This is a genomic window from Mesorhizobium sp. M0052, assembly GCF_040323255.1.
Classification (GTDB): domain Bacteria; phylum Pseudomonadota; class Alphaproteobacteria; order Rhizobiales; family Rhizobiaceae; genus Mesorhizobium.
In genome coordinates this window covers 251199-278152 of the sequence record NZ_JAMYUS010000008.1, presented here as the reverse complement: position 1 = coordinate 278152, position 26954 = coordinate 251199, and the positions used below count along the sequence as shown (strand labels likewise).

Sequence of the window (26954 nt, the reverse complement as noted above, 5' to 3'; positions counted from 1 at the left end):
TGGCGATCGGCATCATAATTGGGCTCAGCATTGTGATTAAGCTTGCACCGGAGGCCGGCGCGCCTCATCGGCCTGCGGTCAAGCACCCATCCGATCCGATCGGCAACATGTACCCTCAAGTGGGATAACCTACGGCCCGAAACTGATTGCCCCGCCGACGAAGGTCTTCGATGCGGAAAGCGTGAAGGTGAAATCGTCGGTCGTCGTTGCCGCCGTTGTGGCGATGTGCGCGGCACCAGTGCGTAGGTTGGCGCCACCTGTGTCTGAATCTTCAACGATGCTGCCGGCGCCTGTCCAGCCCTCGGTGAACGTGACGCTGCCGTTCTGTGCGGCAATGGCTGCGACCAGCGCGCCGCCGACTTTGGTTTCCACATTGTTGATGGCGCAGCTTGTGCCGCTCGCCGATGTCACCCCGACTTGATCAACAGGCGTCGAACTACAACCAGACAGACAATAGACGTCCATGGCCGCATTCGCTGCCGTCATGGTGGCAACGATGTTCGGTGCCGCACCGGCGGCGACGATGCCGTAGTAGACCTCTAGATAGGTCACGACTGTTGTGAAAAGCTGAAGGCGGCCAGGGCTCCAGAGCGTCAATGCCGTGCCGCCGACCGAGACACCCGTGGTTGAATAGTTGCCAACCGAGTCGCCGGTGAGAACGACCACGACAAGGCGATCAGCAGCCGGCGCCGACAGCGGCGCGCTTGCGTAGGTATAGCTGCCGGCTGAGACAGCACCTGCTGAGTGGGCGATATATGTCACCGGCGACGACGGAGGCGGAACGTGGAGGGCGGCGTTGGCGCCAAATCCTATGAGGTTGGTCAGTTTGAACACTTGCGCGGGTCCTCTTCGTTGAGAATTGCATTTCGGCCGACCGGAAAAGGCACGCCGGCGCGCCAAGCAGCCTCCAAGGTTGCGATATCGTCTCTATGGACGTGAAAGAGCTCGGCCGACGACGGGGCCTTGCATGCTGCGAGCCAAGCCGTCGCGCCCTCCCATGTGGTCAGGTCAAATCTCTCGCCGCTGCCGCGCGTCACGGCCTCGATGCGAGGCTGGAACTGGACGAGATCGGCGATGCTCATTGCTGCTGGATCGCTCATCAGAAACCCTCTATTTTCGTGATGCAGATGACGCCCCAAGCCGCACCGAAATAACCGCTTCCGCTGATGTTGCCCGCATCGTCGAAGGCGGCTTTGATGTACGTATCCCAGCCAAGTTGAGACCCCGTGCCGCGGGCGGCCGAGGAGCTGTCAAAGGACAGGCCGATGATGATGTCGTCGCCCGGCGCCGTCGAAAATGCGACGTTATCGGTGACGATCGATGAGCCTTGCCCAAGCGAAACGCCGGAGCTTCCACCGTTGAAGGTCAGACGAGTTGGCGTTGTCGCATATGCGGCCGCGGTGCCGGCTATTCCGACGAAGGCTCCCACAATGTCGGCGCCGCCATGTGAAGTGCTCGCCATCAGGGTGACGCGCACTTGGGTGCCGCCTGTTCCGATCTGTGCGGACGCAATCCTGATCCGGACAGTCTGGCCGCCCAAGCTGTCTGCCTCGAAGGTCAGGCTTGCGGTCGCCACCCATGCAAGCACCTCGATGTTGAAGGCACCCAGGTTGGCGACCGAGCCGTCGTCATCGGTCACCCGGATCACGATGTCATCGAAGCTACCTGCCGTTGTCGGTGTGCCGCTGACCGCGCCTGTCGATGCATTGAGCGCCAGTCCGTCGGGCAGAGAGCCGGAGAAGACGGAATACGCATAGGGAGGCGTGCCGCCCCTGCCCGAGACAACGAAGCCGGCATAGGCCTGGTCCTTGGTCGCCAGTGTGACCGGTCCACCGGAGATCGAAAGGGCGACGTCGTTCTCACCTCGAATGGCGATCAGGAACGCCGGCGAGGTAAAGAAGCCGTCGTCGTTGCAATTCTTTGGAACCGCCAATGTGTTTGTGCCGAGCAGGACGGAATTGACGCTGTCGACGAGAGCCCAATGGGTAACCCTGCCGGCAGCGGTGAACACACCATCCGTGAAGGCGGAGATCGTCACCTTACGGCCCGAGTTGAAGGGCGATGGCGAGCTTACGGTCGGGCTGTCTTTGTGGCCCAGCGACAGGGAGACGGCCTCGGCATAAGTCGCCGGCTCGTCCGAGCACATATGCAGCCGGTTGGCATGGCTGGTCACGAAGGCCAGGCCGGAATCGAAGATCTGGTCGGCCATGAAGCTCATCGAGCGCTACTCATCACTCTCGTGCCTCGGTGCCGCATTGCATGCCGCAAAGAAGGCTTCGGAAAAGAAATGTGTTGGCAAGCCGATCAGGGCGCCGCTCTTGCTCATGGCCCTGGCTGCAACGGGCCAGGATGCATTGCACCGCGAAGGGAAGCCCGTAGCTGAATGGATCAGGCCCAAGCCGATCGCCTTGGGCAACGGCGTTTCCCTCTCATGCGCATCTTCGCTCGCGAGCGAAGCCCGGCTTGCTCCAGTCCGCTCGGCCATCAGATCGAGTATTTCACCGTCGATCCGTTGCAAGCGAGCAGCGGCATCGGCGTATCGCGCTGCAGTCCAGCGGCCGCGGCCAGTCTGGTTGAAATGCGCAGGTTCGATCTCTGTCGGGTGGAGAACGATTTTCGCGTTCGCTTGTGCCCGCCGGTAATCGCAGGCCAACAACACGATGATCCCTGCCGAGCAGCATTGATTGACGATCGTCGCGCGCTTAATAGCGGCCGGGTGCTTGCGGATTGCTTGGTAAATGCGCTTTGCGTCGTCGATGTCACCACCTTGCGAATCGATCAATAGAGTAAGGCGCGTCGCCCGCGGCTTGTGTGCGAGATCGCTGCGCACCTGCTCGACCATGTGCGAATTCACTTCGCCTTTCGCGTAGAGGAAAACAGCATTGCTCATCGTCCAGTGCTCCTGCGATAGGACCGAAACCTGTAACGAATGCCAGTCGTGGTGGCGTCAATTTCCAGGCTGACGTCGTCGGCGCCCTCGACCGCCGAGACGAGCGCCGCGGAGAGCCCCGCCAGCGCCGCGCCGACCTGTTCCGGCCTTTCGATTGGCAGATTGCGACTGACGTCAACGATGACTGGGGCAGTCTGTCGGCTATCTTCGGCCGCGACCACCAGGGCCGTTCGGCCACCTGTTGGAATCGAGTTCATCGAGCCCTCTCCATGAAAACTTGGAACCGGATCCGCGCCAGTTCGCCGGCGGCGGTGTCTTCGGCGGATTGCCGCGCGCTCGCTATTGGCAAGCGCGCGGCAGCCGAGCCGTTCGCCGGGTCATTTCGTTTTGCCGGCTCGTACTCAGGGCAACGACGACCTTGACCGGAAGCACTCAGACCCGACGCGCGCCGGAGGTCGTCTATCTGCTTTTGGACGCGCCCTTTAGTCGCCCGCAATGAACCGCGCGCCGGGGAAGGTTTTTTCATCAGAACATCGATCCGTTGTTGTTGATGATCTGGCGCAGGCGCCTGATGACGTGCGACAGCGGCAGAGATGCTCTGATCCCCGTGATGGCTTCAATGCCGTTTGCGTTCGAGGCGGCCAGCAGCTCCAAAACCAAGGCGTTCAGCGCCTCCATTTCGTCGATCATTTGATTGATCTCCTGCCGATATTCGGCGACGGCTGGGCCAAGCTCAGCCATTGCAGCCTTGCCGAATGCCTCACGGCGGCGGGATCGTTCCTCGAATGCCTTCTTACCGTCGCCTTGGTCGAACGCCTCGAGCTCAACTCTCAATTGCGCGGCATGGGCCTTGTTCGTGGAAGTGCCCGACGCGAAGGCCTGGATTTCGTTCAGCCGATCGGCGCGTTGGGTGCGGATTCTGTCAACGCCAGCTTCGGCGAGCTTCAGAATATTCGGTTTGGCGGGCAGCTGCAGGCTTTCGCGAAGGCGATCGGCCGCTGTGGTTTCAGTTCTCTCGGTCGGGAAGAGCCTTGCGAGCATCTGTCGGTCTCCTGGTGGGCGATTCTTCGTGCTGGTCACGTCTTACCGCGGCCTCGGCAAATCCGTCCGTCACGCGTGACGCCATTGCTTCGATCACGATCAGGCGCAGCGCTCTCGCGAGCGCCACGCGGTCCCAAGCTCTCGTTTCGTCGACCCGGCCGGTATCGATCGCCCAGGTGATGAATTCGTCGGCTGCCACAAACGGGACCACGATTTCGCCGCGCTGTTCACGTCGGCGCCGCCGCCGCTGACGCGCCGCGGCGAGCTTTCGGGTGTGCTCCTGGCTCGGCGATGTCACGGCCCCGCAACCCTGCGGCGACGTGCTCGCCACGCCGCCCGGCGCCGAAGCACGGCTTTGTGCCGACACTCCGGAGTACAGAAACGAGCCAGGCGGCCGGCCCGCTTCGGCGTAGTTGGCAACGCGCTGCCGCAGGTCAAGCAGCTGACTGTCGCGCCGGTCGAGCCGTCGGAATGCGGTGCGGATCCGTTGCCGTGCGTCATTCGCCACGTCTCGCGCTGCGCGGCGCCATGCGCCTGGCGGCAAGGAGGCGAGCAGAATGCCTGTGGCCGACCGCGGCGCGCTTGGCCGACGCCGAACAGTTCGCCGCAATGCCAGCAGCGAGCAGTCGCCGGCGGCAGGCCAGGCAGCCCAAGCTGCACCGGCTCACAAACGAAATTAATCGAACGATTCGAGCATACTTTCGCGCTCACGAAACTGGTTCGCGCAGGTAAGTCACTGATGTCGTTTGTTGTTTTTCGAGTGCTCACCGGCGCGCCCCGGTCGGCGAGTGTTCAAATATCGGTTCGGCAGCAAAAAATCCGGCGCCAAGAAAAAAACCTGTGAGTGAGCCCCAAGCGGTTGGAGGCCCCATAGGCTTCAGAGATTTGACCGCCCCCCTCCTCATGGTCATGCTGCCGCCTCGGCATCAGGCTTGGGCTGACCGAACAGTTCGGGGTAGAGGTGCGGATTGGCTCGCTGGAACGCCGTCGGCCGCGACGGTCTTGGCGAGGCTTTCGGTTCGGTTGCTGCCGCAGATGAAGACGGCGTTGGCCTCCTATAGGGCAGCGCCGTCCACCGATGCTCGCTCAGGTATGCCGCAAAGCTGCAGATCAGCGTTCGACCTGCCGACTTGTTCGCGTCCACAAACCGACTGATTTCGCTGCTTGCCTCAACGCGATCTTCAGGTGAAAGCGCTAACCAGACTTTCAGCGCATCTTTCCGACTGTCGGCAAAGCCAGTCGGCCAGGCGCGGCGAGCTTGCTCGAAGTCCTTCCCGTCATCGCGCGCGCGCTCTCTCTCAATTGACGAGTCTTCTGACGAATCGGGTCGCATGGGTGCGGCCCGTGAGGTCGCATCCATGCGACCCGTCGCATCCATGCGACCCGTCGCACCTATGCGACCCGTCTCACTCTTGTTCCGGCGCCGCGCGGCTGCCCTTTCGAACTCCGGCAACAGCGGACATTCGTCCAGCCTAGCCACGTTCATTTTGTAGCGTCTTGTCATGCCCGGCGCTCCGCCCTTGTCGTTGCCGACGACACGGAACCACCAGTTTCCGGCGGCTTCGTCCTCCGGTGTAGCGGGCATGAGTTCGTGTAGAACGCGCTGGGCCTGCGATCGGCTCACGCGCATCGCTTCTGCAAGCAAGGCGATTGAAGGACGAAGGCTGTCCCCCTCGTCGTTGCACCAGTTGGCCATGATGATCATGCAGTTCAGCTTGCTGCCCGATTCCGGCGCGCGCTGGATGACCTTGACCATGACCTCGATGCTCATGCCCGCGCGGCCTCGCGCAGCACGGCAACGGCCTGCAACGGCGTCAGGCCGAAGCGGCGCCGCAGAGCCGGGATGATTGGATGCTCGCATGCAGAGGCATTGGCGCGATACCAGGCCGCGGCAACCTCGATGGCGGCGCTCGACTGATGGCAGAGACCCGTTGATCCACCAACGGGAAGGTCGAGAAGAATGCTGTGCTTCATGCCGGCACCGCCTTGCGCGACCGGCCGCGCTTCGGGTTCTGTGCTTCCTCGGCCTGGATCAACACCTCGGGCGTCCAAGGCGCGACCGCAGCTTCAAACCCCCAGCTCTCCCAGCCGGGCCTTGGCGCGCGGCAGAACATCTCGAGCTTGGCGACGCCGGGAAACAGTTTTTCGATCGTCTCGGCATAAAAGTCCGGCTTGGCGGAATGCTTGCCCTTGCGCTCGCGGTGCACGGTTTCGGGCTGCGAGCCGGGCAGCGGGGCGGCGATGTCGCCGCGGCGGCCGATCAGCAGGTGCTCGTGGCGGTCGCGGCCCCAATAGCCGGTGCCGGCGACTTCCTTGTCCCAGACCCAGTTATGCACATAGGTGAAGCCGAGCTCGGCAAGCAGCCGCAGGCCGTCGAGCAGCATCGGGTTGGTCGCCCAGAGGAAAAAGACGGCGTTTTCGCTGAACGGATCGAGGTCGCGAAACAGCGCGATGATCTCGTCGGTGGTCATCGTCGGATAGTGGTTTTCGGCGCTCTTCTCGCGCCCGGTCACTTCCGAGCGCACGCCGAACTTCCACGGCGGATCGGCATAGCCGACGCAATAGGTGCGCGACAGCTTGCCCGGCGCCGTGGCCGCCCCGTTGGCCCTGACCATGTCCATATGGGTGAGGCGCACGGCATGCGCGAGCTTCTGCTTTTCGGCGCGGATCATTTTCGCGCCCTTCAGGAACTCGCCGACATTGCCCTGGTCGGGCACGAAGGCGGTCTTGATGGTCTTGCGCGCCGGACGGTCCTTGCCGTCCTTGCCGGTGGTCTCGTCGAACTGGGGAATTTCCCCAGTTGACACCAGCCGGGTGCGCACCGCCGAAACCGTTTTCGGATCGACGCCCAGCATGCCGGCGATGGCCCGCGACGAGATCGACGGCGTGTCGCGCAGCTGGTCGGAGATCACCGCCTGCTTCTGTGCCGTCGTCAAATGCCGGCGGGCGAAATTCAGTTCGCGCGACAGCGCCCGCTTGTCGAGTTCCGACAGCCCCTTGCGCACGAATTTCGGCCAGTCGACCAGGCCAAGGCTTGCGCAGATCTCGACGCGGTGATGGCCGTCGATGATCTCGCCGGCCTCGTCATATTCCACCGGCACCAGCACGCCATGCGCGATGATCGAGCGCTCGAGTGAGGCGAATTCTTCTGGGGAAAGGCGCGGCAGGAGCTGGTACTTACTCACCAAAGCCCCTGTCGATTGCCCGAAATCCGCGCTCATGGCTGCACCCATCCGGTGAGGACAGCAATCACGAAAAGAACGGCGGCGCCGGTGACGAGGATCGGAACGGCTCGCATCAAGCGGCTTCCTGATCGCGTTCAGCTACCGCTTTCTCTATTACCGCGAGCAACTCATCCCGGTTCCACCGGTTCGTCCCAGATCCCATTTTGATAGGAGCCGGGAACCTCTTGGCGTTGATTCCACGCCAGAGCGTGGAGCGATGAATAGGAGAGTTATCGCCGCCAAGGATGCGGCATGCGGCCGGTTCGTCGACCAGATCTATGATTTGATGCTTTGACATGTGCAAACTGCCTCGTCGTCTGTTGACGGGACAAGGTTCACCCAGCTGCATGCCGTTGAGAACGGACAACTCTCCAGAAAGATTTCCGCTCAGTCGTCGGGAGCGAAAAAAGCAAAGCTCTTCGTGTCCCGATCGTACCCTTCAGGTGCACCCCAACCCCACCAGCGCACCGGTTCCCCGTTCACGCCTGAGTGGTTGCTCATCACCTTTTGAAATGCGTCGCCGTTGTCGTCGATGAAGACGCCGATCGCTGCAAACACAAATTGTGCGGCGATCGCATGGTGCGGCCGACCGACAGTCGGCAGCGTGTCGTCGATCATGATTTCACGCATCCTGAGCCCGCCGGTGTATCGGCGCAGATGGAACGCCAATTCGAACTGCAACCCCGTCCTCCGTCCATCAGGCATCCGGGTTTCGTCGACGAAGTGCGGCCACTGGAGCGGGCCCCAAATGACGCGGTGGCGACCTCCAGTCCGGCGCCCTTTTACAGTTTGCCTGGAGCCCGGATCTGCCTCGATTTCGAGATGATCATGCAGGGCAGCAAGTAGCTTGCGAAGAAACGGTCCGGCGAGCCAGCCATCGTCATCGTAGGAGTAACCGGCCGATCTCAGGATGTCAGGAGTCAACCCTATCGACCTGATCGCTCGAAAGACGGCTGCATCAAAACGTCCGGTGTGTCGCTCTGCCAGCCCCTGCAGTTTGGCGACGGTCGCCTGCATCGAAGGAAGGCCGCTCTCAATGAAATCACGATCCCGTGCACGATCATCCTCGTAGGGGTCGGCATGCTCGTCCCACCGAGCTGCCCGCTGCGCCGCGCCAACGAGAAGTCCTTCCAGCATCCGCCATTCAGAATCATCTGATGGTCCGCGCAGCTTGGCCAAGTCCTCTAGCGCTAGGTCAAAATCGCGCGGCGAACTCATGCCCGCGCCTTGCCCGCCAGCGGCACAACCTTGGTGTCGGCGTCAATGATCCCTCGCAAGCGTCCGGCCCAAAGCTCCAGCGCCTCGCGCTTTTCGCGGGCATAGTCATATCGGGCGTATACGCGACTGGTTATCGAGGCCTTCGTCGCGGAAATGTGGTTGAGCACGTGGCCGATGACAAATGGCGAAACACCGATTTCTTCCATGTGGGTGGCAGCGGTGCGCCGGAGATCGTGCGGCGTCCAAGGTGAGACACCCATGATGGTTGTGACGTTGCGTTTCGTTGCCTCCTCGCGCTTGACGGCTTTTGGCACAGAAGCGCCAGTGACGGCCACGCGCCCGCCTGGTGCGGGAAAGACGAATGGCGGCAGTTGCCTGTCCTTCTGTTCGGCCAATGCAGCCGCGTCGTCCAGTTGCGCCGCGATGATCTCAATTGCCATGTCGGAAAGCGGCACCACATGCTCGCGCTTGTTCTTGGCCCGGGCCGGCGGGATCGTCCAGATGTGCCGGTCGAGATCTAGCTCGTTGCGGACCATGCCGGAAATCTCCCCGACGCGCTGCCCGGTGACGAGGCAAAGGCGAAGAATCCGCCGGGTCGATTCCCTCATATCGGCGTCGACTAACACCTTCCACATGGTCTTGATCTCGTCGGCGGAAAGGACGCGGTCCCGCTCTGTTGTTTCGGTCGGCCGGCGCATGCCTTCCACCAGGTTGCTATCGAGGTCACCGCGGCCTCGCGCCCACCGGATCATTGCTCGAACATCTTCGAAGATCCGATTGGCCTCTACGTGGGCGCCGCGGTCCTTGACGGCATCGATGCACTTAGTGATATCGCGCCGGTGCAGGTCAGCGAGTTTGATGGTGCCGATCAGGTCTGTGACGTTCTTTCGAAGCCGGCGAGCGATCTCACCGCCGGACCGTTTCGTAGAGGCCTGCCGGGCAACATAGTTGTCAACGAGATCCGCGACTGTCTGCGAGGCCGCCAGAGCCTTTTTCTCGGCAATCGGGTCGACACCATCGCCGACCTTGGCGCGCGTATCCTTGGCCCTCTGCCGTGCCCCTTTCTCGCTTCCGAGCGGCACCTCGGGATAGGTCCCCAACTTGAGCCATTGGCGCTTCGCTGGAGGTCCGTACACGGCATACCAGGAGCGTTGGCCGCCGGTTGAAACGCGGAGGACGAGACCCTTTACGATCGTGTCGAAATAGTCGATCTTGCGACCTGACAGCGATTTGGCCGACTGACAGAATTTGTCGGTGAGTTCGACAGTCGGCATTGCGTCCCCCGAGAAACCGGTTCGGCTTGATCTACAGCATGATCTACACAAAACCCTGCGCTTTGTCGATACACCACGCGACAAGCGGCGACAACGTGCACCGACAAAAGCCTTGCACACAAACGGTTTCGGCTGTATCGGTCTGTCGCAAATCGACGCGTGAAGATGCTTAGGAAAACCTCTGTTAACCGGTTGGTCGCTGGTTCGAATCCGGCCCGGGGAGCCACCGCCTTTTCTAAGCCGTGGTGCGATCTTGTACACTACAGCGCCATTGTCCGCGCACTTCGGTCCGCTTAGCTTCTGCCAGAACGGCTGGTAACAGCTACGAAGCCGATCGAGGCAGTTTGGTGGGCATCGCGCCCCTGCCCTCGCCCGAAGGCAGCCTGATAACGCCCGGTATCATCTATGAAAATACCAAATCGGGAGGACGTTGGTGCAAACCAAGAAGATCATCAATGACGGCAATCGCGCCGTCGACGAGATGCTGGAAGGCATCCTGGCTGCGCATCCCCGCCATCTCAAAGCCGTTGACGGAAGCCCGCGCTCGATCATCGCCCGCGATGGACCGCGCCAAGGCAAGGTAGGCCTCGTCATTGGTGGCGGCTCGGGCCACGAGCCGAGTTTTCTCGGCTTCGTCGGCAAGGGGCTGGCCGACGCGGCGGCGATCGGCAATGTCTTCGCCTCTCCGCCGCCCGACCCGATCCTCGAATGCGCCAAGGCGGCGAGCGGCGGCGCCGGTGTGCTGTTCATGTACGGCAACTATGCCGGCGACGTCATGAATTTCGACATGGCGGCCGAGATGGCCGCGATGGACGACATCGAGGTGCGCACGGTTCTGAGCACCGACGACGTCGCTTCCGCGCCCGTTGGCGACAGGCACAAGAGGCGCGGTGTCGCCGGCAACTTCTTCATCTTCAAGGCGGCAGGCGCTGCCTGCGACCGGATGCTGTCCTTCGACGAATGCGAACGCATTGCCGGGAAGGCCAACGACCACACATTCACCATGGGCGTGGCATTGGCGCCCTGTTCGTTGCCGCAAACCCGCCGGCCGAATTTCGAGATCGGACCCGACGAGATGGAGATCGGCATGGGCATCCATGGCGAACCCGGCATCGCACGCGGAAAACTCAAAACGGCCGACGAGATCACCGACGAAATGCTGGACAGGATTCTCGCCGAGATGGCGCCGGCACGCGGCGAGAAGGTCGCCGTGCTGGTCAATTCGCTGGGTTCGACACCGCTGATGGAACTCTACATCATGAACCGGCGCGTGAAGCAGCGGCTTGACGATATCGGTGTATCCATTCACGCAAGCTGGGTCGGCAATTACTGCACCTCGCTCGAAATGGCCGGCGCTTCGATCACGCTGCACCACCTCGACGACGAGTTGCAAACGATGCTCGACCACCCTTGCGACTGCGCCATGTTTCGCGCCGGGTAAACTGGGGGCGGCAAGGAACAACAGATGACAACAATCGACACCACCCGCCTTGCCGCGATGTTCGTTGCCATCGCCGACGCCATGTCAGCCGACCGGGACCGGTTGTGCGCGCTTGACGGGGTGATCGGCGATGCCGACCACGGCATTGCGATGGAGCTTGGATTTGCCGCGGCACGCGATGCGGTGGCCGCATTGGATACCGGCACCACCGATCCGACCATCTTGCTGAACACGGCGGCGAAGTCGTTCCTCAACGCCGTCGGCGCCTCCTCGGGCCCGCTCTATGCCACGGCATTCATGCGCGGCGCGGCCGCCGTCAAGGGCAAGGCGACGCTCGACGACGCCGACGCGGTCGCTATGTTCCAAGCGATGGCCAGAGGCATTCAGGATCGCGGCAAGGCCGAGCCTGGCGAAAAGACGATGATCGATGCGTGGGCGCCGGCCGCGACGGCTGCGGGCGAGGCACTGGCCGCCGGCAAGGGGCTGGCCGGCAGCCTCGCGGCTGCAGCCGAGGCGGCAAAGGCCGGCGCGGAGGCGACCAAGGCGATGATCGCCACCAAGGGCCGGGCCTCCCGCCTCGGCGAACGCTCGCTTGGCCATATGGATCCAGGCGCGGCGTCCGCCGTAACCGTCATCGAGGCGATGCGGATCGCCTTGACCGGCTAGGTCGGGAGCGAATCCTCAGCGCTTCGCGTCGAGCTTGTCGACAGCCTGCACATTGGCGGCAGAGGGACCGTTCGGATCGAACTCCGAGGCCAGCCAGGCGTCGGCGATCGATTTGGCCAGTTCGGGGCCGATGACGCGCGCACCCATGGTGATGATCTGGGCATTGTTGGATTTCGCAGCGCGTTCCGCCGAATAGGTGTCGTGGGTTAGCGCGGCACGGATTCCGGGCACCTTGTTGGCCGAGATGCTGACGCCGATGCCGGTGCCGCAAAACAGGATGGCGCGGTCGTAATTGCCGTCGACAATTTCGTGGCCGACCGCAGCGGCAATATCGGCGTAGAATCCGGCCTGGCTGAGATCGACGACCTGCAGTTCTGGCTTGGTGGCGAGATGCTTGGCGATGACATCGAGCAGCGGCTTGCCGGCGCTGTCGGCTCCGAGTGCGATCTTCATGGCAATTAACTCCTTCGTTTTCGTGGTCAGCGCGCGATGGCGGCCGACGCCTTTTTGAGAATGTCGATATAGCCTTCCGCTTGCCATGCCGAGCGGCCGATGAACAGCCCATCGATATGCGGCTGGCCGATCAGTTCGGCCGCGTTGCCGGGATTGACGCTGCCGCCGTAGAGCACAAGCGGGGCGGTCGGCAACCGGGTTGCTGCGATCTGCTTGATCAGCGCCTGCTGCTTGTCGGCATAGTCGGCGCTGGCCGGAATGCCTTTCTCGCCGATCGCCCACACCGGTTCATAGGCAAAGAGTATCTCTGCCGACAACTCATTGTTTGCGAGACCCTGCAGCGCGCCCAAAACCTGCGCGGTCAGAATTTCGTCGGCGCGGCCGCCCTCGCGCTCGGCCAGCGTCTCGCCGACACAAATCAAGGGTACGAAGCCGTGCCTGACTGCCGCCGCCGTTTTCAGTCCCACAGTCTTGTCCGTCTCGCCAAAATGCTCACGGCGCTCGCTATGGCCGAGTTCGATCAGGTCGAGCCCACAATCCCTCAGCATCACCGGCGAAATCTCGCCCGTCCAGGCGCCGGCATCGGCCCAATGCATGTTCTGGGCGCCGACCTTGACGCGGGTGTTGGCGAGCGCCGCCTTGACCTGCCGCACCGCGGTGAAGGGGGGAATGACGAAAGGCTGTATCGCCGGATCGAAGCCCGGCACGAACGCCGCCAATGCCTCGGCGAACTGCAGCGCCTCCGCCAGCGTCTTGTTCATCTTCCAGCTCGTGCCGACCCAATATGGGGCCATTCTTCTCTCCTTCGATCCGAAATTCGAATGATGCGTGTTTCCGGGTCTGCGCCGGCCTTCGGGCCGGCGGTTTGCCTCAAGCGCGAGGCTTGAGACTTTCGCGGCCGCTGTCGATGTAAGGCGCCCAGAAATCCACCGACTCACGGATCATTGCAATAACCTGATGATCGACCGGTTCCCTCTCCCGGAAGGAAAGTTCAAGGCAGATTTCATTGTCGGTTCCGCCACCCGCCCGCACGGCGTCGAGCAGCTTCTGCGGGATGATGCGGCCATCCTTGTTGTAGGCGGCGGTGAACGGCCAGTGCCCGCCCTTGTTCATCGACGATTGCTTGATGTGGATGATCGGCGATTGCAACGGGAACGCTTTCGCCCAGGCATAGGGATCAGTGTCGTCAGGATTGGGCGAGGTCACGTCGCCATGGTCGATGTCGACCATCATCTGCATCGGGATCGGCAGCTTGGCCGCATCGATGGCGCCCTGCAATTCGACGCAGCTTTCGATCGTGTGGCCAAACTCGCGGCCGACCGACATCGGTTCCCAGAAAAGGTAGGTCAGGCCCGCCGCTTTGGCGTGCTCGGCCACTTCGCGCCAGCATTCGAGCGCGATGCCGAGAAGCGCCGCGCGCCGCTGCGGATCGTCAAAATCCTTGTAGGTGAATATGGCGAACTGCGTGCCCATGCCCGACGCGCCGAGTTCGGCGGAGATGCCGGCGAAGGTCTTGAACCAATCGACATAATAGCGGCGCACATCCGCGTCCGGATGGCCGAAATGATTGAGCCGGCCATAGGGACCGGTCATACCCGAAGTGATCCGCACGCCGGTCCGCGCCAGGGCGCTGTTGAACAGGCGAACGAACTTGGCGATCGTTGCCGCCGGCCAGCCCGGATTGACGAATTCATGCGTCAGTTGCACGTCGCGGATGCCGATGCCATAGGCAATGGCGTCGATCAGATCGTCGGGATCGGCGAAGCGATTGACCAGCGGGTTGGTGTTCAGCGAAAGCGTGAAGGCCATCAGTTCACCGCCGCCATTGTCTTTGTGCACCAGTCTTCGAATGTTTTCCGCTCGGCCGCATTGATATGCAGCCCGTGTTTGGTCCGGCGTTCGAGAACGTCGGCGGCGGTCATCGCCCATTCGGTCTCGAACAGGAAGACAGCTTCGAGCTCATAGAAATCCGGGCCGAAACGACGGCCGAGATCGGCTTCGCCTTTTACGCCTTTCAGCAAGGCGCGCGTGCGCGTGCCGTAGCTGCGGGCATAGTGCTTCACCAGCGACGGGCTAAGCCACGAAAACTCGGCGTGCAGATCGCCCAGGAACTGCTCGAAATCCGCGTTGGGCAGGTCGCCTCCCGGCAGGGGAATTTTGGCTGTCCAGGCCTTCTTCATGGTCGGAAAGAAGGGCTGGATCTTTTCCAGCGCATGTTCGGACAGTTTGCGGAAGGTGGTGATCTTGCCGCCGAACACAGAAAGCAGCGGCGCGCCACCATTCGGGGCGTCGAGTTCGAAGATGTAGTCGCGCGTCACCGCGCTCGGGTTGTCGGCATTGTCGTCATAGAGCGGCCGCACGCCCGAGAAACTGTAGACCACGTCCTGCGCGGTGAGTTGGCGCTTGAAGTAGCGGTTGACCACCTTGATCAGATAATCGATTTCGCTGGCTTCGGCCGCCACTAGCTCAGGCCTGCCTTCATAGGGTATGTCGGTGGTGCCGATCAGCGCCAGATCGTTCTCATACGGGTTGACGAAAATCACCCGCTTGTCGTTGTTCTGGATCAGATAGGCCTGCCGTCCCTCCCAGAATTTTGGCACGACGATATGGCTTCCTTTCACCAGGCGAACGTTGCGGGTGGAATTCTGTCCGGCGACGCGGCTGACGATGTCATTCACCCATGGCCCGGCCGCGTTGACCAACCCGCGTGCGCGGACCCTCGTCACAGCGCCCGTGCGGCCGTCCTGCATGTCGATCGACCACAGGCCGTCTTCGCGCCAGGCAGCAATACAGGCAGTGCGAGTGAAGACTTTTGCGCCGCGCTGACTGGCATCGAGCGCATTGAGCAGCACCAGCCTGGCGTCGTCGACCCAGCAGTCGGAATATTCGAAGCCGCGCTTGAATTCGTCCTTGATCGGCGCCCCTTCCGGCGCTGTTCTCAAGTTCAGCGTCCTCGTTCCCTGCAGCCGCTTGCGGCCGCCAAGATGGTCGTAGAGAAACAGCCCGAGCCGGACCAGCCATGCCGGCCTGTCCTCGGGGCTGTGCGGCAGCACGAAGCGCATCGGCCAGATGATGTGCGGCGCCGCCTCAAGCAGCACCTCGCGTTCGATCAGCGCTTCGCGCACCAGCCGGAACTCGTAATATTCGAGGTAGCGCAGACCGCCATGCACCAGCTTGCCGGAACGCGAGCTGGTGCCTTGCGCCAGATCGTCCTTCTCGCACAGGATGACCGACAGCCCACGGCCGGCGGCATCGCGCGCTATGCCCGCTCCATTCACGCCGCCGCCGATCACGAAGAGATCGACAATATCCGTTGTATCGCTCAAGACTTAGCTCCTGTGCGGTGCGCCATCGATTTCCACATCGGATGCAGCGCCTGGCGCGCCGCGACGAAGGATGGAAACAGCGCATCGTAGGTTTGCGAAAGCGCCTCGTCATAGGCGTCGCATTCGCCCAGCAGCGGCGTCACCCACTCGGCGCAGCAATCATCCATCGAGCGATAGACGCCAAGCCCGACTGCGGCCATCATCGCCGCACCCGCGGCGCCGGCTTCCTGGCGGCTGCTGGTCCTGACCTGCGCGCGGGTCGCCGCGGCGATGATGCGGCGCAGCGACGGGCTGCGCGCGGCGCCGCCAGACAGACGGATTTCGCCGGGCACGCTGCCCATTGCCTGGTAGCAATCGCGGGCCGCGAAGGCCAATCCTTCAAGAACCGCGCGTGCCAGATCGCCAAAGCCGTGCTTGACCGAGAGGCCGATGAAGCCCGCTCGTGCGTCGGGGTCGACGAACGGTCCGCGTTCGCCGGCAAGCGAGATGTAGGGCTGATAGATCAGCGATCCCGGCTCCGATCCTTCGACCCAGACATCGAGCGCTTTCAGCAATTCGTCGCCCGAAGGTTTTGCGCCGCTGGCGGTCAGCACGTCGCGCGCCAGGCCGAGCAGCCAGTCGATGTTGAGCGTCGCCGCCATATTGGATTGCAGTTGCGCATAGGCGCCGGGAACCGGCATGGCGATCGTGTAGCCGGACGCGTTGTCGTTGAGGATGACATCGTCGGCTGTGCGCGCCAGGCGCGTGTGGATGCCGGTCGAGCCGATGACCGTGCAGCCGACATTGCCGCTTGGATCATAGAGGCCGGCGCCGAGCGCGGTGCTGACCATGTCGACGTAGCCCAGCACCACCGGCGTGCCCGCAAGCAGGCCGGTCTCGCCTGCTGCCGACGCAGAAAGCGGATGATGGTCGGTCGTGCCTTCGAGCATGGGGGGCAGCAGGCGGCGGTGCGACGTCAGATCGAGAATGTCGAGCACCTCGTCGGAATAGCTGCGCGAGCGGAAATCGCCGAAGGTGAATGTTCCCTCCGAAGGATCGGTGGCGCGCTTGCCGGTCATCTTGAAATAGAGCCAATCCTTGCAGTGAAAGGCATTGGCGGCGCGCTCCAGGATTTCCGGGCTGTTTTTCTTCAGCCAGCTGAGCTGAGCGCCCTGCTGGCAGGCGTTGAGCCCGGTGCCGGTGATCGCGAACCGCGTGCGATCCCGGGGATCGCCGCGCATCTCGTCCACCAGATGTCCGGCGCGCGCATCGAGCCAGAGCCAGGCGCGCCCGACCGGCATGCCGTCGCCATCGATCAGCCAGGTGCCGTCGCCCTGCCCGGTGACCGCGACGGCCGCGGTTCGCCGCGCGAGGTCTGGAATTTTCGTCGCCAGATCGAGGACGGTCAGCACCATGTCGCGCCAGGTCTGATTAAGGTCCTGCTCGGCGCCGCCGCCTTCCAGCGTGACGAAGCTGTTGGTCACCGACGCCATGGCAAGCTGCCGCCCCGACAGATCGAAAGCGACCGATTTGATCACGGACGTTCCCGCGTCGATGCCGATCAGCAGGTCTTTCATGCCGCAAGTTCCGGATGGTTATGAAGGCAAGTCACAAGGAGCAGTCTTTGTTATCTCGAAGCCATGGAAGAGCCAGGGAGTGTCCGCGAAGGACACCCCCTGAGCAGGTTTTTATTCCGACAGCACGAAGGGTGCGGTGTACTTGTCCACATTGTCCTTGGTGATGAGCAGGCAATCGAACAGCTGCTTCTCGCTGGTGGCGCCGGTAGCGCCCGTCTTGATGAACGAGTCGGCCTGCTGCACGGCCTTGGCCGAGAAGATGGCCACCGGCTGAAGCACGGTGTACTGCAGTTCGCCGGACTTGATGGCCGCAACCGCATCCGGGGAACCGTCGAAGCCGCCGACCTTGATGCCGGCGAGCTTGCCAGCTTCCTTCAGCGCCGCAACCGCGCCAAGCGCCATTTCATCGTTGCCGCTGATCACGGCGATGATGTCGGGATTGGCCTGCAGCATGCTCTGCATCTTGTCATGACCCTGGGTACGATCCCAGTTGGCGACCTGCGAAGCGGCCTTTTCGAGATCCGGATACTGGCTGAGCACAGTCGCGTAGCCGTTCGAGCGCGTGGCGGCGTTGTTGTCCGACGGGGCGCCGAGCAGTTCGACATACTTGCCCTTTTCACCGACCGCCTGCACCCACTGCTGGGCACCGAGAGCCGCACCCTGGGCGTTGTTGGAGACGAGCTGTCCCTTGGCAAGACCTTCCTGGTTGATCTCGGCATTGACGAGGAAAACCGGGATGTTGGCGGCAATCGCCTTCTTCACCGCGCCGACCGAACCATCGGCATTGGCCGGGTCGAGGATGATCGCCACCGACTTGTTGGTGATGGCGGTGTCGATCAGATTGCTTTCGGTATTGGTGTCGCCCTTGTGGGCGGCGACGTTGGCTGTATAGCCAAGCTTTTCGGCTTCGGCCTTGGCAACGTTGCCTTCGGTCAGCCAGTAGGGGTTGGCCGGATCGTTGACGATGATCGAGATCAGGCCTGCGGCCGATGCGGCTGCGCTAAACCCGACCACCATCGCGGCGGCAAGCAAACTTCTAAGCACGATTTTCATGTACATTCCTCCAATGATTTTACGCGGTCTTGCTGCCAGTCAGCTGGCAGTCTTCCCTTGGGCAGGATTGGCCGGTTCGGCCTTCCCCCGTTTCTGAGAAGTCGGTTGGCCGCCCGTCGAAGCTGGAAGCTTGCTACGGCGGCGATACTGAACGGCATTGAGGAGCACGGCGAGCACGATGACGGCGCCGGTGAACACTGTCTGCCAGTAGGATGAGATGCCGATGATCACCAGACCGTCGGACAGGAAACCGATGACGAAGGCTCCGAGCAGGGTGCCGCGAATGTTGCCGCGCCCGCCGGTGAGTGCGGCGCCGCCGATGACGACGGCGGCGATGGCCGTCAGTTCGTAAGTGGTGCCAGCGGTCGGTCCGGCCGAGGTCAACTGCGAGGACAGGATCAGGCCGGCAATGGCGGCACAGATGCCTGAAAGCACATAGACCGAAATCTGCACAGTCTTGACCGGAACGCCGGACAGTTCGGCGGCGCGCTCATTGCCGCCCGAGGCGTAGAGCCAGCGCCCGAACGCGGTGCGGTTCAACACGATGCTGCCGATCAGCGCGATGACCGCCAGCACCACCACGCCGGTCGGCACGCCGAACAGACGGTTGAAGCCAAGCGCGTCGAAACCGGTGTTGCCCAACTCCGGCTTGCCGCCGAGATTGTTGTAGGTCAGGCCGCTGGTCATCAGCAGTGCCAGGCCGCGCGCCATGTACATGACGCCGAGCGTGGCGACAAAGGCCGGAACCTTGAACCGCGCGATCAGCACGCCGTTGATCAGCCCGACAGCGGCGCCCAGCATGCAGGCCAGCACCGCGACCACCCAGACCGGCGGATAGAGAACGACGCCCAGCCAGGTCAGCGTTACGCCCTGCATCAGAAACCCGGCGACGACGCCGGCAAGCCCGAGCGTCGAGCCGACCGACAGGTCGATGCCGCCATTGAGGATGACGAGCAGCATGCCGACGGCGAGAATCCCGAAGATGGCGACATGCGAAGCCATGGTCAGGAAATTCGCCACCGAGAGGTAGTAGGGCGACAGGATCGAGAAGACGACAATGATGACGATCAGGGCAAAGAAGGCCCGGCCTTCGAGCAGCAGCTTGGCCACGTCGAAGCCCTCTCCGCCCGCATTGGGGCTGGACTGTTTGCTGGCCTGGCTGACATCGCTCATGGGTCGGGGCTCCGAAAAATTCTATGGTCAGGCGACCACGGCTTCGCCGGAGGCGGCCATGATCTGCTCTTTGGTGGCGTGGGCGCCGAATTCGGCTGAAATCTTGCCGCGCCGCATGACGACGATGCGGTGGGCGATGCTGAGGCACTCATTGACCTCCGAGGTCGAGAAGACGACCGCCAGGCCTTGCGCGGCGCGCTCGCTGAGCAAGCGAAAGACTTCGGCCTTGGCGCCTACATCGATGCCGCGGCTCGGCTCGTCGAGAAGGATGACCTTGGGATCTGTCGTCAGCATCTTGCCGATGACGACCTTCTGCTGGTTGCCGCCCGACAGCGATCCGATCATGGCATTGCCGCCCGCGGTCTTGATGGTCACCTTGCGGATCGAATTGTCGATCAGTGCGCGCTCCCTCGGCCGGGAGAGGAAGAGCCCCTTGGCGAATGCCTCGATACTGGCAAGCGACAGATTGCGGCCGACGGTCATGGTCTGAACCAGGCCATCGCGCTGGCGATCCTCGGGGACCAGAACCAGACCTCGGGCGATGCGCTGGGCAATGGTCAGCCCCGAAACGTCCTCACCCTCCAGCAGCGCCCGCCCGCCCGCCATGGGCACACGGCCGGCGACGGCCTCCAGCAATTCCGTGCGGCCCGCGCCCATCAGCCCATAGATGCAGACGATCTCGCCCGCTTTGACATCCAGCGACAGATGATCGACGACGTAGCCTGAACCCGAAGCGTCGGTGACGCTGACATCCTCGATCGACAGCGCCACCGCGCCGAACTCGTGGCCGGTCGGCGGCGAGCCGAGATCGAAATTCTCGCCCACCATGTTGCGGACGATCCATTCGAGGTCGATGTCCTTGGCCTCGGCCGTCGCCGTGATCGCCCCGTCACGCAGCACGACGGCGTAGTCGGTGATCTGCAGCGCCTCTTCGAGGTGATGCGAGATGTAGACGATGGAGACGCCGCGGCTGGTCAGATCGCGGATCACCTTGAACAGCACTTCGACCTCCGTGGCGCTCAGCGCGGAGGTCGGCTCGTCCATGATCAGGATGCGGGAATCGACTGACAGCGCGCGTGCGATCTCGACGATCTGCTGCTGCCCCAGGCGCAGGTCCTCGACCAGGGTCATCGGATCAATGTCCTCTTCGAGGTCGGCCATCAGCGCCCGCGCTTGGCGCGACTCCTCGGCGAAGTCGAGGCCGGTTCTGGTGCGCAGTTCGCGGCCCATGAAGATGTTGTCGCGAACGCTCAGATTCGGCGCCAGGCTGAGCTCCTGGTGGATGATCGAAATGCCGCGGTCGCGCGCGTCCGAAGACGAGGAAAAGCTGACGAGATTGCCGTCGAGCACGATGTCGCCGGATGTCGGCGTGACCACGCCGGACAGGATCTTCATCAGCGTCGACTTGCCGGCGCCATTCTCTCCGAACAGGGTGGTGACCTTGCCGCGATGGATGTCGAAGTTGGCGCCCTTGAGCGCGTGGACGCCGCCATACGACATGACGACATTGCGCGCCGAAAGCACGGCATCGCCAGTCGCGGGTTCTGTGCCGGCAGCCATTGTCATTTGACGTCCAGCCTCACCGGCGTGACCAGCCAGCTCTTCGGATTGACCAGCTTGAAGACGCCGACCACCGCTATTGTCTTGCCGGTCAAGTCACTGGTATCGACTTTCGCCAGCACCTCCTTCTTCATCTCGTTGTTCAGCGCCGAGCCGGCGTCCTGATACTCGATCTGGTTGGTGAACTGACCAAAGGTGATCTTGCCGGTGGCGTCGCGAAGCTCGGTGCCGTTGATCGCCGGCCCAGTCTGTACGCGGACGGTCAACGTGTCCGGCAAACCGTCGACCGCGACCTTGTAGATGCCCGATTTTCCCTCGCCGACGACGCCGGTGAACTTGACCGAGATGACCGGTCCGACTCCCGCCGGCACGCCATATTCCTTTTCGGCCGTCGCCTTGTCCTTGGCGATCGCCGTCGCCACCGTTGCGGCGTCGGCGGCACGCGCTTCGACATCGGCCTGCACCTTGGGAAATTCAGACTTGCCGTAGTCGGCGGCCGAAAACACCGCGTTGCGAACATCGCCGGCAGAGCCGATCTTGATCACCTTGGTGTCGAGCGCCATGGCGCCGAGCAGAACCAGAGCCGCGGCGCCGGCAAGCACCCGGCGCAGGCCGGGCGAAGCTTGCCAGGCGGTGGCCTTCGCGCTCATGATGCAACCACCAGCGGTGCGGATTGTCCGTTGTCACGCATTCGAAGTTCCTCCGTTCACGCGGCGCTTCGCGGCCCCGGCTGCATCGTCGAGCTCGACCAGGGCGCGGGCGGTGCATTCGTCGGTGATCAGGCCGCTGAGATAACGGCTTTCGAGTACTGCCTTGATGGCGCGCACCTTCACCTTGCCGCCGGCGACGGCAACGATCCTGCGGCCCTTCAACTGATCGCGCGGAAGCGCCAGTATTCTTTCCGACAGCGCCGTTTCGACCGGACCACCCTTGTCGTCGAAGAAATGCGCCAGCAATTCACCAACGCCGCCGTCCCGCTTGACCTCATCGATTTCGGAAGGCTCGATCATGCCGGTGGCGACCAGCGACGCCTCCCGCTCAGCCGTGCCTATTCCGACGAACATCAGGTCGGACCGGCTGGCGAGAGCGAACACATCGCTGATGCCGCGCTGGCCAAGCAGCACTTCGCGGTCCTCGGCGGTATTGGCGACAAAAGGCACCGGCATGACGAAAGCCTGCGCGCCGGTCCGCTCTGCCAGGCGATGCATGACGTCGTGCGGGTTGGCGGCGAATTTGCGCGTCACGCCGCCAAGCAGCGAGACGAAACGGATGTGAGCAGCAGTTGCGCGCGTCAGATATTCGACGCTGGCGGCAAGCGTGCGGCCATGGCCGACGCCGATCAGCATGTCTTCGCCGCGATCGATTTCGCGCTTCAGGAACTGGGCGCCGGCAATGCCCAGCCCCTTGAGCGGCAGTTCGTCCTGATCGAGATCGGGAACCACCTCGCAATAGTGGAGCCCATAGGCGGCGATCAGGCGCTGTTCCAGGTCGACGCATTCGGCGACGTCGCCGTCGATGAAGACCCTAACCAGACCTTCCTGGTTGGCCTTGGTGATCAGCCTATGCGCCTTGAGGCTGGTCAGGCCAAGCCGCTTGGCCACCTGGGCCTGGGTCAGACCACCGGCATAGTGCAGCCAGGCCGCGCGCGTGGCGAGGCTGGACTCATGGTCGCGGTTTGCGCTTCCGCCGGAATTCAAGCCATCCCCTCCCCAGGGTGATAATATTATCTTTGTGTGCAAAAATTTTCATACCTTTGCGCCGCTGTCAATCCCTCCGCAGATGGTTGCCTCAGCCGACGTTCGGCAGCCAACGCGAGCCTATTAGAAGGTAAGCATACAATATGACCATACGGTAGTGTTAATTTAACTTCAATTTGTGTTACCGTATCCAGTGACGGCATGAGCCCGTAGGCGCCGGCAAATCCCAATCCGGGTGCAAAATGGGAAGGTTGATGCACAGGGCGCAACAAGGGCAAATCGATCGGATTGCCTCAGGAAAAGCTAGGCGTCGGCGATCAAGCGATCAGTCCAGCCGCATCAGGTTCCTGCCTTCGAGCTCGACAACAGCGGCTTCGACCTCCCGCGTGAGGCGCTCGGTGCTCCACCCCAACGCCCGCCCCGCGATCGCGGCAATCTCCTGCAGGTCGCGGCTCGTCAGCGAGCCGCCTATCGCCAACGTGCTGCGGCGCATAACGACATCGGCCAGATGTTCGACGAACTCGTTGCGCGCGATGTAGTCGATTTCCGCCTTGCCGTAGCCGCCGGAGTCCGGCAGGCAACCCTCATCATCCGACCCGTGCCTGGCGATCTCAACGGCTCTGGTCCCGTAGCGCGACAGCAATTGATCAAGGCGCCCTTCCCCGGCGCCCGTTGCCTGCTGTGCCTCAGCCAGCCAGTTCGCGCGCGCGGCGGCATTGGCCGGAAAATCCCGCCCACCGCCGATCGGCATCGACTGAGTCGACATCTTGCGGCTGCGCTGCAAGCGCATGAGTACGGTATCAGTGACTTCCTCGGCAAAGCCGCGGAACGTCGTCCATTTGCCGCCGACCAGCGAAATGACTGCAAAGGGCCTGTTGCCGTCCGGCTCGGCAACGGGCGCCGAATGATCGCGGCTGATCAGTCCGGGCGTCGCTGCTTCAGACGTCGGCAGCGGCCGGATGCCGCTATAGGCGTAGACGATCTGGTCGCGCTCGAACGCCATGCCCGGCAGCAGCGTTCGCACGCTGTCGAGCAGATAGTCGACTTCTTCGGGTTCGCAGCGGACCGCGTCCGGATTGTCGGCCTTGATGTCGGTCGAGCCGACCAGCGCCAGGCCGAGATAGTCGTAGACCAGGCAGATGCGGCCGTCATCGGCCTCGAAATAGAGCATGCGCCCGGCGAGGCTTTTGACCAGTTCGTCATGCCTTAACAGGATATGCGAGCCCTTGGTGCCGCCGATCATCTTCGATGGAGCACCAAGCAGCGCGTTGACGTCGTCGATCCACGGACCGGCGGCGTTCACCACCAGCTTCGGCCGCACCGAAAAGGCCGCGCCGTTTTCCGGCTGGAAGGTGAGCACGCCATTGGCTGAAGCCGCCAGTGTCGTGTAGTTGGCACCGGCAGACGCCGCGTGAGCCTGCAAGCCGTCGAGGATCAGTTCCAGCACCAGCCTTTCCGGGTGACTTATCTTGGCGTCGTAGTAGGTGCCGGTGGCGACGATCGCCGGATTGAGCGCCGGCATCTCAACAAGCGCCTGCCGCCGCCCGACCATGCGGTGGCGCGGCATGACCTGGTTTCGTGAACCGTAGAAATCGTAGATCATCAAGCCGATCTTGATCAGTATGGCGCCGCGGCTGCGCGGCGCGCTGGTCGAGCCGAACAGCGTTCGCAACGCCGCGAGCATGCCCTTGCTCCACGAGAAGATCGGGATGACGGTCGGCAGCGGGCTGACATAGTGCGGCGCGTTTTGAAGAAGCAGATTGCGTTCGAGCGTCGACTGCGCCACCAGCCCGAACTCGCCGGTCTCGAGATATTTCAAGCCGCCGTGGATGAGCCTCGACGGCGCGGCACTGGTGCCCGAGCCGAAATCCGCCTTTTCGACGATCAGGCAGCTGACACCTTGCGCGCACAGATCGCGAAACAGCCCAGCCCCGTTGATGCCGGCGCCAAGAATGACGACGTCGACTTCGCCGGTCCCGGCCATCGCGGCGAGACGCCCTGCGGGATTGTCCGCCCCGGCTCCATCTGCTGGGTTCATGGCGCCTTCGTCTTGACGATGCGCAACTTCACCCCCGCCCGTTCGAGGCTCTGCGCCTGCGCATCGCCCAGGCCCTCGGTCACCAGCACGGCGTCGAAACTGGTCAGATCGTCGAAGACATGCAGCGCGATCCGGTCGAATTTTGCGTGGTCGACCAAAAGGATGCGCTTCACGGAGGCGGTCATCATCGCCTGCTTGACCCGCACGACATTCGGATCCTGGATGAAAGCAGTGGTTCCGGTGACGGCCGAAGCCGAACAGATCAGCACATTGGCGCGCAACTGCGCCACGGCGTTCTCGCAGACGATGCCGATATAGGCATTGTAAGTGGGATGATACTGGCCGCCGAGGCAGATGAAATCGATATCGTCCACATTGATCAATTGGCCCGCCGTCGAGACGCTGTTGGAAATGACGGTCAGCGGCTTGACGTCGAGCAGCAGCGTCGCGACCGCGTTTGCCGTCGATGAATCGTCCAGCATCACCACCTGGCCGGCCTCGATATAATCCAGTGCCGCCCGCGCCAGTGCATCCTTCTCGGCTCGATTGACGGTCACCCGGTAGCGGAAAGCGCTCTCGTAGAGGCCGGAAGGCTGGACCGTCACCGCACCGTGCAGCTTGCGCAGCACGCCCTGCTGCGCCAGCCGGTCGATATGCCGGTGGATGGTCATGCGCGACACGCCGAAATGCTCGACCAGATCATCGATGCGCACCTGGCCGAGCTTGATCACATAATCGGCGATCTCTTCGCGTCGTTCGTCGGCCTTGATCATGCGTTTACCCCCGCCAGCCTTTCGATATCAGGCCAATGCGACTTCAGCTGCTCGGCTATGCGGCAGTAGAGCGAAAACCGCTCATTGAACACAGCACTGGAGGCGGGCACGGTTTGGTACGTCCGCTCCGTCATGCCGACCTGCCTGGCGCCCTCTTGCGGCGTCTTGAACAAGCCGACCGCAGCACCTGCGCAAAGCGCGGCACCGAGGGCCGCGGTCTCATCCGTCGAGGTGACGGTGACCGGGGCGTTCAGCACGTCGGCAAACATCTGGACGAAAGCAGGATTGCGCGAACCGCCGCCGGTCAGGCGGATCTCGCTGACGGCAAAGCCGTCGCGCAAAGCCTCGACATGGGTGCGGTGATTGAAGGCGATGCCTTCCAGAACCGCCTTCAGCATGTCGCCGCGATTGTGCCAGCCATGCAGGCCGACAAAGCTGCCGCTGGCCAAATCGCCATAGGGAGAGCCGAACAGATAGGGATGAAACAGGATGGTCGAAGGCTTCTTCAACGCCGCGTCGATCTCTCCCGCCAGCAATTCGTGGAGCGAGCCGCCATCCGCGTTTGTCCTGTCTTGCTCCAAGCGACAGAAAGTGTCGAGAAACCAGTCGTAGTTCGCGGTCGAGGCCGGCGAGATCGACATGTTGTTCCAACGCCCCGCATCGATGGCGTTGCGGCAGAACCAACGTCGGTCGACGCGCGGTTGCGAAGAGACGACTTCGTTGATGGAATACGTGCCGGCGACGATGGCGAGCACGCCGTCTTCATGGCCGCCCATGCCAAGCGCCGAGGCGGCCACGTCGTGCAGGCCGCAGGCGACCGGTGTTCCCCTGCGAAGGCCGGTCCTTTCGGCGGCATCGGCTGTGACTTGACCGGCGATGTCAGCGGAATGCGCCACCGGCGGCAGCGCGTTGAACAGATCCTCCAACCCGAAGATGCGCAGCGCTTCAGGCGCATAGGCTTGCGTGCGAAAATCCGTGAATGAAGTGCTGGCCTCCGTGCGGTCGGTCCCGATCGTGCCGGTCAGGCAAAAGCGCAGCCAGTCCTTGCAGGCCAGCACATGGCCGATGCGGCCATAGCGATCAGGATCGTTCTGCTTAAGCCACGCCAGCAGCGCCGACGGCGCCGAAACATGCGGCGTCTGGCCCGTCGTCGCCAGCGCATCGGTGAAAACGGTACCGGCGGACCACCTTTCGACAATGTCGCCGGCGCGGCTGTCGAGCGACAGGATGCCTGATCCCAAAGGCTGACGATCATGATCGAGCAGATAGAGACCATCGCCATGCGCGGTCGCCGCCACCGCCTTGATGTCTTCCGCCGGCCTGCCGGAGAGCGCGATCGCCTCCTTGATGGCGTCGGCTGTTGCTTGCCACAGGCCTGACATGTCGCGCTCCACCCAGCGCGCGTGGGGCATCGATTGCGGCACCCGGCGACGCGCCACGGACAATTGCGTGCCGTCGGCATCGAAGATGACCGCCTTGGTGACCGTGAGGCCGTTATCGATTCCGAGCAGGCTGGGCATGATCACCGCCTCTTTCAGCATTGGCGATTGCTACAGGGCGATCCTGCAGTC

At 62.9% G+C, this 26954-nt stretch carries 27 protein-coding genes; 2 read left to right on the top strand and 25 right to left on the bottom strand.

Annotated elements, in window-relative coordinates; translation table 11 throughout:
- Positions 1-129: 129 nt before the first annotated feature.
- From NKJ77_RS13715 to NKJ77_RS13660, 12 genes are all read right to left on the bottom strand, one after another.
- Positions 130-834, bottom strand: a complete 705-nt coding sequence (locus NKJ77_RS13715) for a hypothetical protein (protein ID WP_352535330.1) — start codon at positions 832-834, stop codon at positions 130-132.
- Positions 822-1100, bottom strand: a complete 279-nt coding sequence (locus tag NKJ77_RS13710; protein WP_352535329.1) for a hypothetical protein — start codon at positions 1098-1100, stop codon at positions 822-824. Before NKJ77_RS13710 ends, NKJ77_RS13715 begins: the two co-directional genes overlap by 13 nt.
- Entirely contained in the window at positions 1100-2218 is a 1119-nt protein-coding gene (locus NKJ77_RS13705; RefSeq protein ID WP_352535328.1) for an Ig domain-containing protein, read from the bottom strand. Before NKJ77_RS13705 ends, NKJ77_RS13710 begins: the two co-directional genes overlap by 1 nt.
- A gap of 6 nt (positions 2219-2224) precedes the next feature.
- Entirely contained in the window at positions 2225-2890 is a 666-nt protein-coding gene (locus NKJ77_RS13700; protein WP_352535327.1) for an ATP-dependent Clp protease proteolytic subunit, read from the bottom strand.
- Positions 2887-3147, bottom strand: coding sequence for a hypothetical protein (locus NKJ77_RS13695; protein ID WP_352535326.1), 261 nt, complete (start codon positions 3145-3147; stop codon positions 2887-2889). The genes NKJ77_RS13700 and NKJ77_RS13695 overlap by 4 nt, the downstream gene beginning before the upstream one ends.
- 268 nt (positions 3148-3415) lie before the next feature.
- Complete coding sequence (locus NKJ77_RS13690) at positions 3416-3931, bottom strand: hypothetical protein (protein ID WP_352535325.1); 516 nt, start codon at positions 3929-3931, stop codon at positions 3416-3418.
- Positions 3897-4439, bottom strand: a complete 543-nt coding sequence (locus NKJ77_RS13685) for a hypothetical protein (protein ID WP_352535324.1) — start codon at positions 4437-4439, stop codon at positions 3897-3899. Before NKJ77_RS13685 ends, NKJ77_RS13690 begins: the two co-directional genes overlap by 35 nt.
- A gap of 399 nt (positions 4440-4838) precedes the next feature.
- Complete coding sequence (locus tag NKJ77_RS13680) at positions 4839-5702, bottom strand: hypothetical protein (protein ID WP_352535323.1); 864 nt, start codon at positions 5700-5702, stop codon at positions 4839-4841.
- Positions 5699-5905 (bottom strand): hypothetical protein, encoded by a 207-nt coding sequence (locus tag NKJ77_RS13675; RefSeq protein WP_352535322.1) that lies wholly within the window; start codon positions 5903-5905, stop codon positions 5699-5701. Before NKJ77_RS13675 ends, NKJ77_RS13680 begins: the two co-directional genes overlap by 4 nt.
- Entirely contained in the window at positions 5902-7152 is a 1251-nt protein-coding gene (locus NKJ77_RS13670; RefSeq protein ID WP_352535321.1) for an MT-A70 family methyltransferase, read from the bottom strand. The genes NKJ77_RS13675 and NKJ77_RS13670 overlap by 4 nt, the downstream gene beginning before the upstream one ends.
- A 390-nt stretch (positions 7153-7542) precedes the next feature.
- Positions 7543-8373: a hypothetical protein gene (locus tag NKJ77_RS13665; RefSeq protein WP_352535320.1), complete on the bottom strand. Its 831-nt coding sequence runs from the start codon at positions 8371-8373 to the stop codon at positions 7543-7545.
- Complete coding sequence (locus NKJ77_RS13660) at positions 8370-9647, bottom strand: tyrosine-type recombinase/integrase (RefSeq protein ID WP_352535319.1); 1278 nt, start codon at positions 9645-9647, stop codon at positions 8370-8372. The genes NKJ77_RS13665 and NKJ77_RS13660 overlap by 4 nt, the downstream gene beginning before the upstream one ends.
- Positions 9648-10080: 433 nt before the next feature.
- On the opposite strand from NKJ77_RS13660, the gene NKJ77_RS13655 reads away from it, so the two are divergent.
- Both NKJ77_RS13655 and dhaL read left to right on the top strand, forming a co-directional pair.
- Positions 10081-11088, top strand: coding sequence for a dihydroxyacetone kinase subunit DhaK (locus NKJ77_RS13655; RefSeq protein WP_023667709.1), 1008 nt, complete (start codon positions 10081-10083; stop codon positions 11086-11088).
- A gap of 24 nt (positions 11089-11112) precedes the next feature.
- Positions 11113-11754 carry a dihydroxyacetone kinase subunit DhaL gene (dhaL, locus tag NKJ77_RS13650; protein ID WP_023830600.1) on the top strand — a complete coding sequence of 214 codons (642 nt, stop codon included), beginning with the start codon at positions 11113-11115 and terminating at the stop codon, positions 11752-11754.
- 15 nt (positions 11755-11769) lie between these two features.
- Here dhaL and derI read toward each other — a convergent pair whose 3' ends face one another.
- From derI to NKJ77_RS13585, 13 genes are all read right to left on the bottom strand, one after another.
- A complete protein-coding gene (derI, locus tag NKJ77_RS13645) occupies positions 11770-12207 on the bottom strand; it encodes a D-erythrulose-4-phosphate isomerase (RefSeq protein WP_023672592.1) in 438 nt (145 codons plus the stop codon).
- 26 nt (positions 12208-12233) lie between these two features.
- Positions 12234-13001, bottom strand: coding sequence for a triose-phosphate isomerase (locus NKJ77_RS13640; protein ID WP_023830599.1), 768 nt, complete (start codon positions 12999-13001; stop codon positions 12234-12236).
- A 76-nt stretch (positions 13002-13077) separates the two neighbouring features.
- A complete protein-coding gene (locus NKJ77_RS13635; protein ID WP_023830598.1) occupies positions 13078-14016 on the bottom strand; it encodes a sugar phosphate isomerase/epimerase family protein in 939 nt (312 codons plus the stop codon).
- Positions 14016-15533, bottom strand: coding sequence for a glycerol-3-phosphate dehydrogenase (locus NKJ77_RS13630; RefSeq protein ID WP_023830597.1), 1518 nt, complete (start codon positions 15531-15533; stop codon positions 14016-14018). The genes NKJ77_RS13635 and NKJ77_RS13630 overlap by 1 nt, the downstream gene beginning before the upstream one ends.
- Entirely contained in the window at positions 15530-17089 is a 1560-nt protein-coding gene (locus NKJ77_RS13625) for an FGGY-family carbohydrate kinase (protein ID WP_023830596.1), read from the bottom strand. Before NKJ77_RS13625 ends, NKJ77_RS13630 begins: the two co-directional genes overlap by 4 nt.
- A gap of 111 nt (positions 17090-17200) precedes the next feature.
- Positions 17201-18142, bottom strand: coding sequence for a D-ribose ABC transporter substrate-binding protein (locus tag NKJ77_RS13620; RefSeq protein WP_081726801.1), 942 nt, complete (start codon positions 18140-18142; stop codon positions 17201-17203).
- A gap of 39 nt (positions 18143-18181) precedes the next feature.
- The gene (locus NKJ77_RS13615; RefSeq protein ID WP_023688198.1) at positions 18182-19315 is read right to left on the bottom strand and encodes an ABC transporter permease; all 1134 of its coding nucleotides are present in this window, start codon (positions 19313-19315) and stop codon (positions 18182-18184) included.
- Between the two features lie 27 nt (positions 19316-19342).
- Positions 19343-20881, bottom strand: coding sequence for a sugar ABC transporter ATP-binding protein (locus tag NKJ77_RS13610; RefSeq protein ID WP_352535318.1), 1539 nt, complete (start codon positions 20879-20881; stop codon positions 19343-19345).
- On the bottom strand, positions 20878-21525 hold the full coding sequence (locus NKJ77_RS13605) for a DUF2291 family protein (protein ID WP_502902092.1): 648 nt from the start codon (positions 21523-21525) through the stop codon (positions 20878-20880). Before NKJ77_RS13605 ends, NKJ77_RS13610 begins: the two co-directional genes overlap by 4 nt.
- A 33-nt stretch (positions 21526-21558) precedes the next feature.
- The gene (locus tag NKJ77_RS13600; RefSeq protein WP_352535317.1) at positions 21559-22572 is read right to left on the bottom strand and encodes a sugar-binding transcriptional regulator; all 1014 of its coding nucleotides are present in this window, start codon (positions 22570-22572) and stop codon (positions 21559-21561) included.
- 325 nt (positions 22573-22897) lie between these two features.
- Complete coding sequence (locus tag NKJ77_RS13595) at positions 22898-24610, bottom strand: glycerol-3-phosphate dehydrogenase/oxidase (RefSeq protein ID WP_502902093.1); 1713 nt, start codon at positions 24608-24610, stop codon at positions 22898-22900.
- Positions 24607-25383 carry a DeoR/GlpR family DNA-binding transcription regulator gene (locus tag NKJ77_RS13590; RefSeq protein ID WP_023672603.1) on the bottom strand — a complete coding sequence of 259 codons (777 nt, stop codon included), beginning with the start codon at positions 25381-25383 and terminating at the stop codon, positions 24607-24609. The genes NKJ77_RS13595 and NKJ77_RS13590 overlap by 4 nt, the downstream gene beginning before the upstream one ends.
- Positions 25380-26903, bottom strand: coding sequence for an FGGY-family carbohydrate kinase (locus NKJ77_RS13585; protein ID WP_352535341.1), 1524 nt, complete (start codon positions 26901-26903; stop codon positions 25380-25382). Before NKJ77_RS13585 ends, NKJ77_RS13590 begins: the two co-directional genes overlap by 4 nt.
- Positions 26904-26954 lie beyond the last annotated feature (51 nt).

Bases quoted from the DNA above. Each gene is read 5' to 3' on its own strand.
- NKJ77_RS13710 (WP_352535329.1), bottom strand. From the start codon at position 1,100: ATGAGCGATCCAGCAGCAATGAGCATCGCCGATCTCGTCCAGTTCCAG.
- NKJ77_RS13705 (WP_352535328.1), bottom strand. From the start codon at position 2,218: ATGAGCTTCATGGCCGACCAGATCTTCGATTCCGGCCTGGCCTTCGTG.
- NKJ77_RS13700 (WP_352535327.1), bottom strand. From the start codon at position 2,890: ATGAGCAATGCTGTTTTCCTCTACGCGAAAGGCGAAGTGAATTCGCAC.
- NKJ77_RS13695 (WP_352535326.1), bottom strand. From the start codon at position 3,147: ATGAACTCGATTCCAACAGGTGGCCGAACGGCCCTGGTGGTCGCGGCC.
- NKJ77_RS13690 (WP_352535325.1), bottom strand. From the start codon at position 3,931: ATGCTCGCAAGGCTCTTCCCGACCGAGAGAACTGAAACCACAGCGGCC.
- NKJ77_RS13680 (WP_352535323.1), bottom strand. From the start codon at position 5,702: ATGAGCATCGAGGTCATGGTCAAGGTCATCCAGCGCGCGCCGGAATCG.
- NKJ77_RS13675 (WP_352535322.1), bottom strand. From the start codon at position 5,905: ATGAAGCACAGCATTCTTCTCGACCTTCCCGTTGGTGGATCAACGGGT.
- NKJ77_RS13670 (WP_352535321.1), bottom strand. From the start codon at position 7,152: ATGAGCGCGGATTTCGGGCAATCGACAGGGGCTTTGGTGAGTAAGTAC.
- NKJ77_RS13665 (WP_352535320.1), bottom strand. From the start codon at position 8,373: ATGAGTTCGCCGCGCGATTTTGACCTAGCGCTAGAGGACTTGGCCAAG.
- NKJ77_RS13660 (WP_352535319.1), bottom strand. From the start codon at position 9,647: ATGCCGACTGTCGAACTCACCGACAAATTCTGTCAGTCGGCCAAATCG.
- dhaL (WP_023830600.1), top strand. From the start codon at position 11,113: ATGACAACAATCGACACCACCCGCCTTGCCGCGATGTTCGTTGCCATC.
- derI (WP_023672592.1), bottom strand. From the start codon at position 12,207: ATGAAGATCGCACTCGGAGCCGACAGCGCCGGCAAGCCGCTGCTCGAT.
- NKJ77_RS13640 (WP_023830599.1), bottom strand. From the start codon at position 13,001: ATGGCCCCATATTGGGTCGGCACGAGCTGGAAGATGAACAAGACGCTG.
- NKJ77_RS13635 (WP_023830598.1), bottom strand. From the start codon at position 14,016: ATGGCCTTCACGCTTTCGCTGAACACCAACCCGCTGGTCAATCGCTTC.
- NKJ77_RS13625 (WP_023830596.1), bottom strand. From the start codon at position 17,089: ATGAAAGACCTGCTGATCGGCATCGACGCGGGAACGTCCGTGATCAAA.
- NKJ77_RS13620 (WP_081726801.1), bottom strand. From the start codon at position 18,142: ATGAAAATCGTGCTTAGAAGTTTGCTTGCCGCCGCGATGGTGGTCGGG.
- NKJ77_RS13615 (WP_023688198.1), bottom strand. From the start codon at position 19,315: ATGAGCGATGTCAGCCAGGCCAGCAAACAGTCCAGCCCCAATGCGGGC.
- NKJ77_RS13610 (WP_352535318.1), bottom strand. From the start codon at position 20,881: ATGACAATGGCTGCCGGCACAGAACCCGCGACTGGCGATGCCGTGCTT.
- NKJ77_RS13605 (WP_502902092.1), bottom strand. From the start codon at position 21,525: ATGAGCGCGAAGGCCACCGCCTGGCAAGCTTCGCCCGGCCTGCGCCGG.
- NKJ77_RS13595 (WP_502902093.1), bottom strand. From the start codon at position 24,610: ATGAACCCAGCAGATGGAGCCGGGGCGGACAATCCCGCAGGGCGTCTC.
- NKJ77_RS13590 (WP_023672603.1), bottom strand. From the start codon at position 25,383: ATGATCAAGGCCGACGAACGACGCGAAGAGATCGCCGATTATGTGATC.
- NKJ77_RS13585 (WP_352535341.1), bottom strand. From the start codon at position 26,903: ATGCCCAGCCTGCTCGGAATCGATAACGGCCTCACGGTCACCAAGGCG.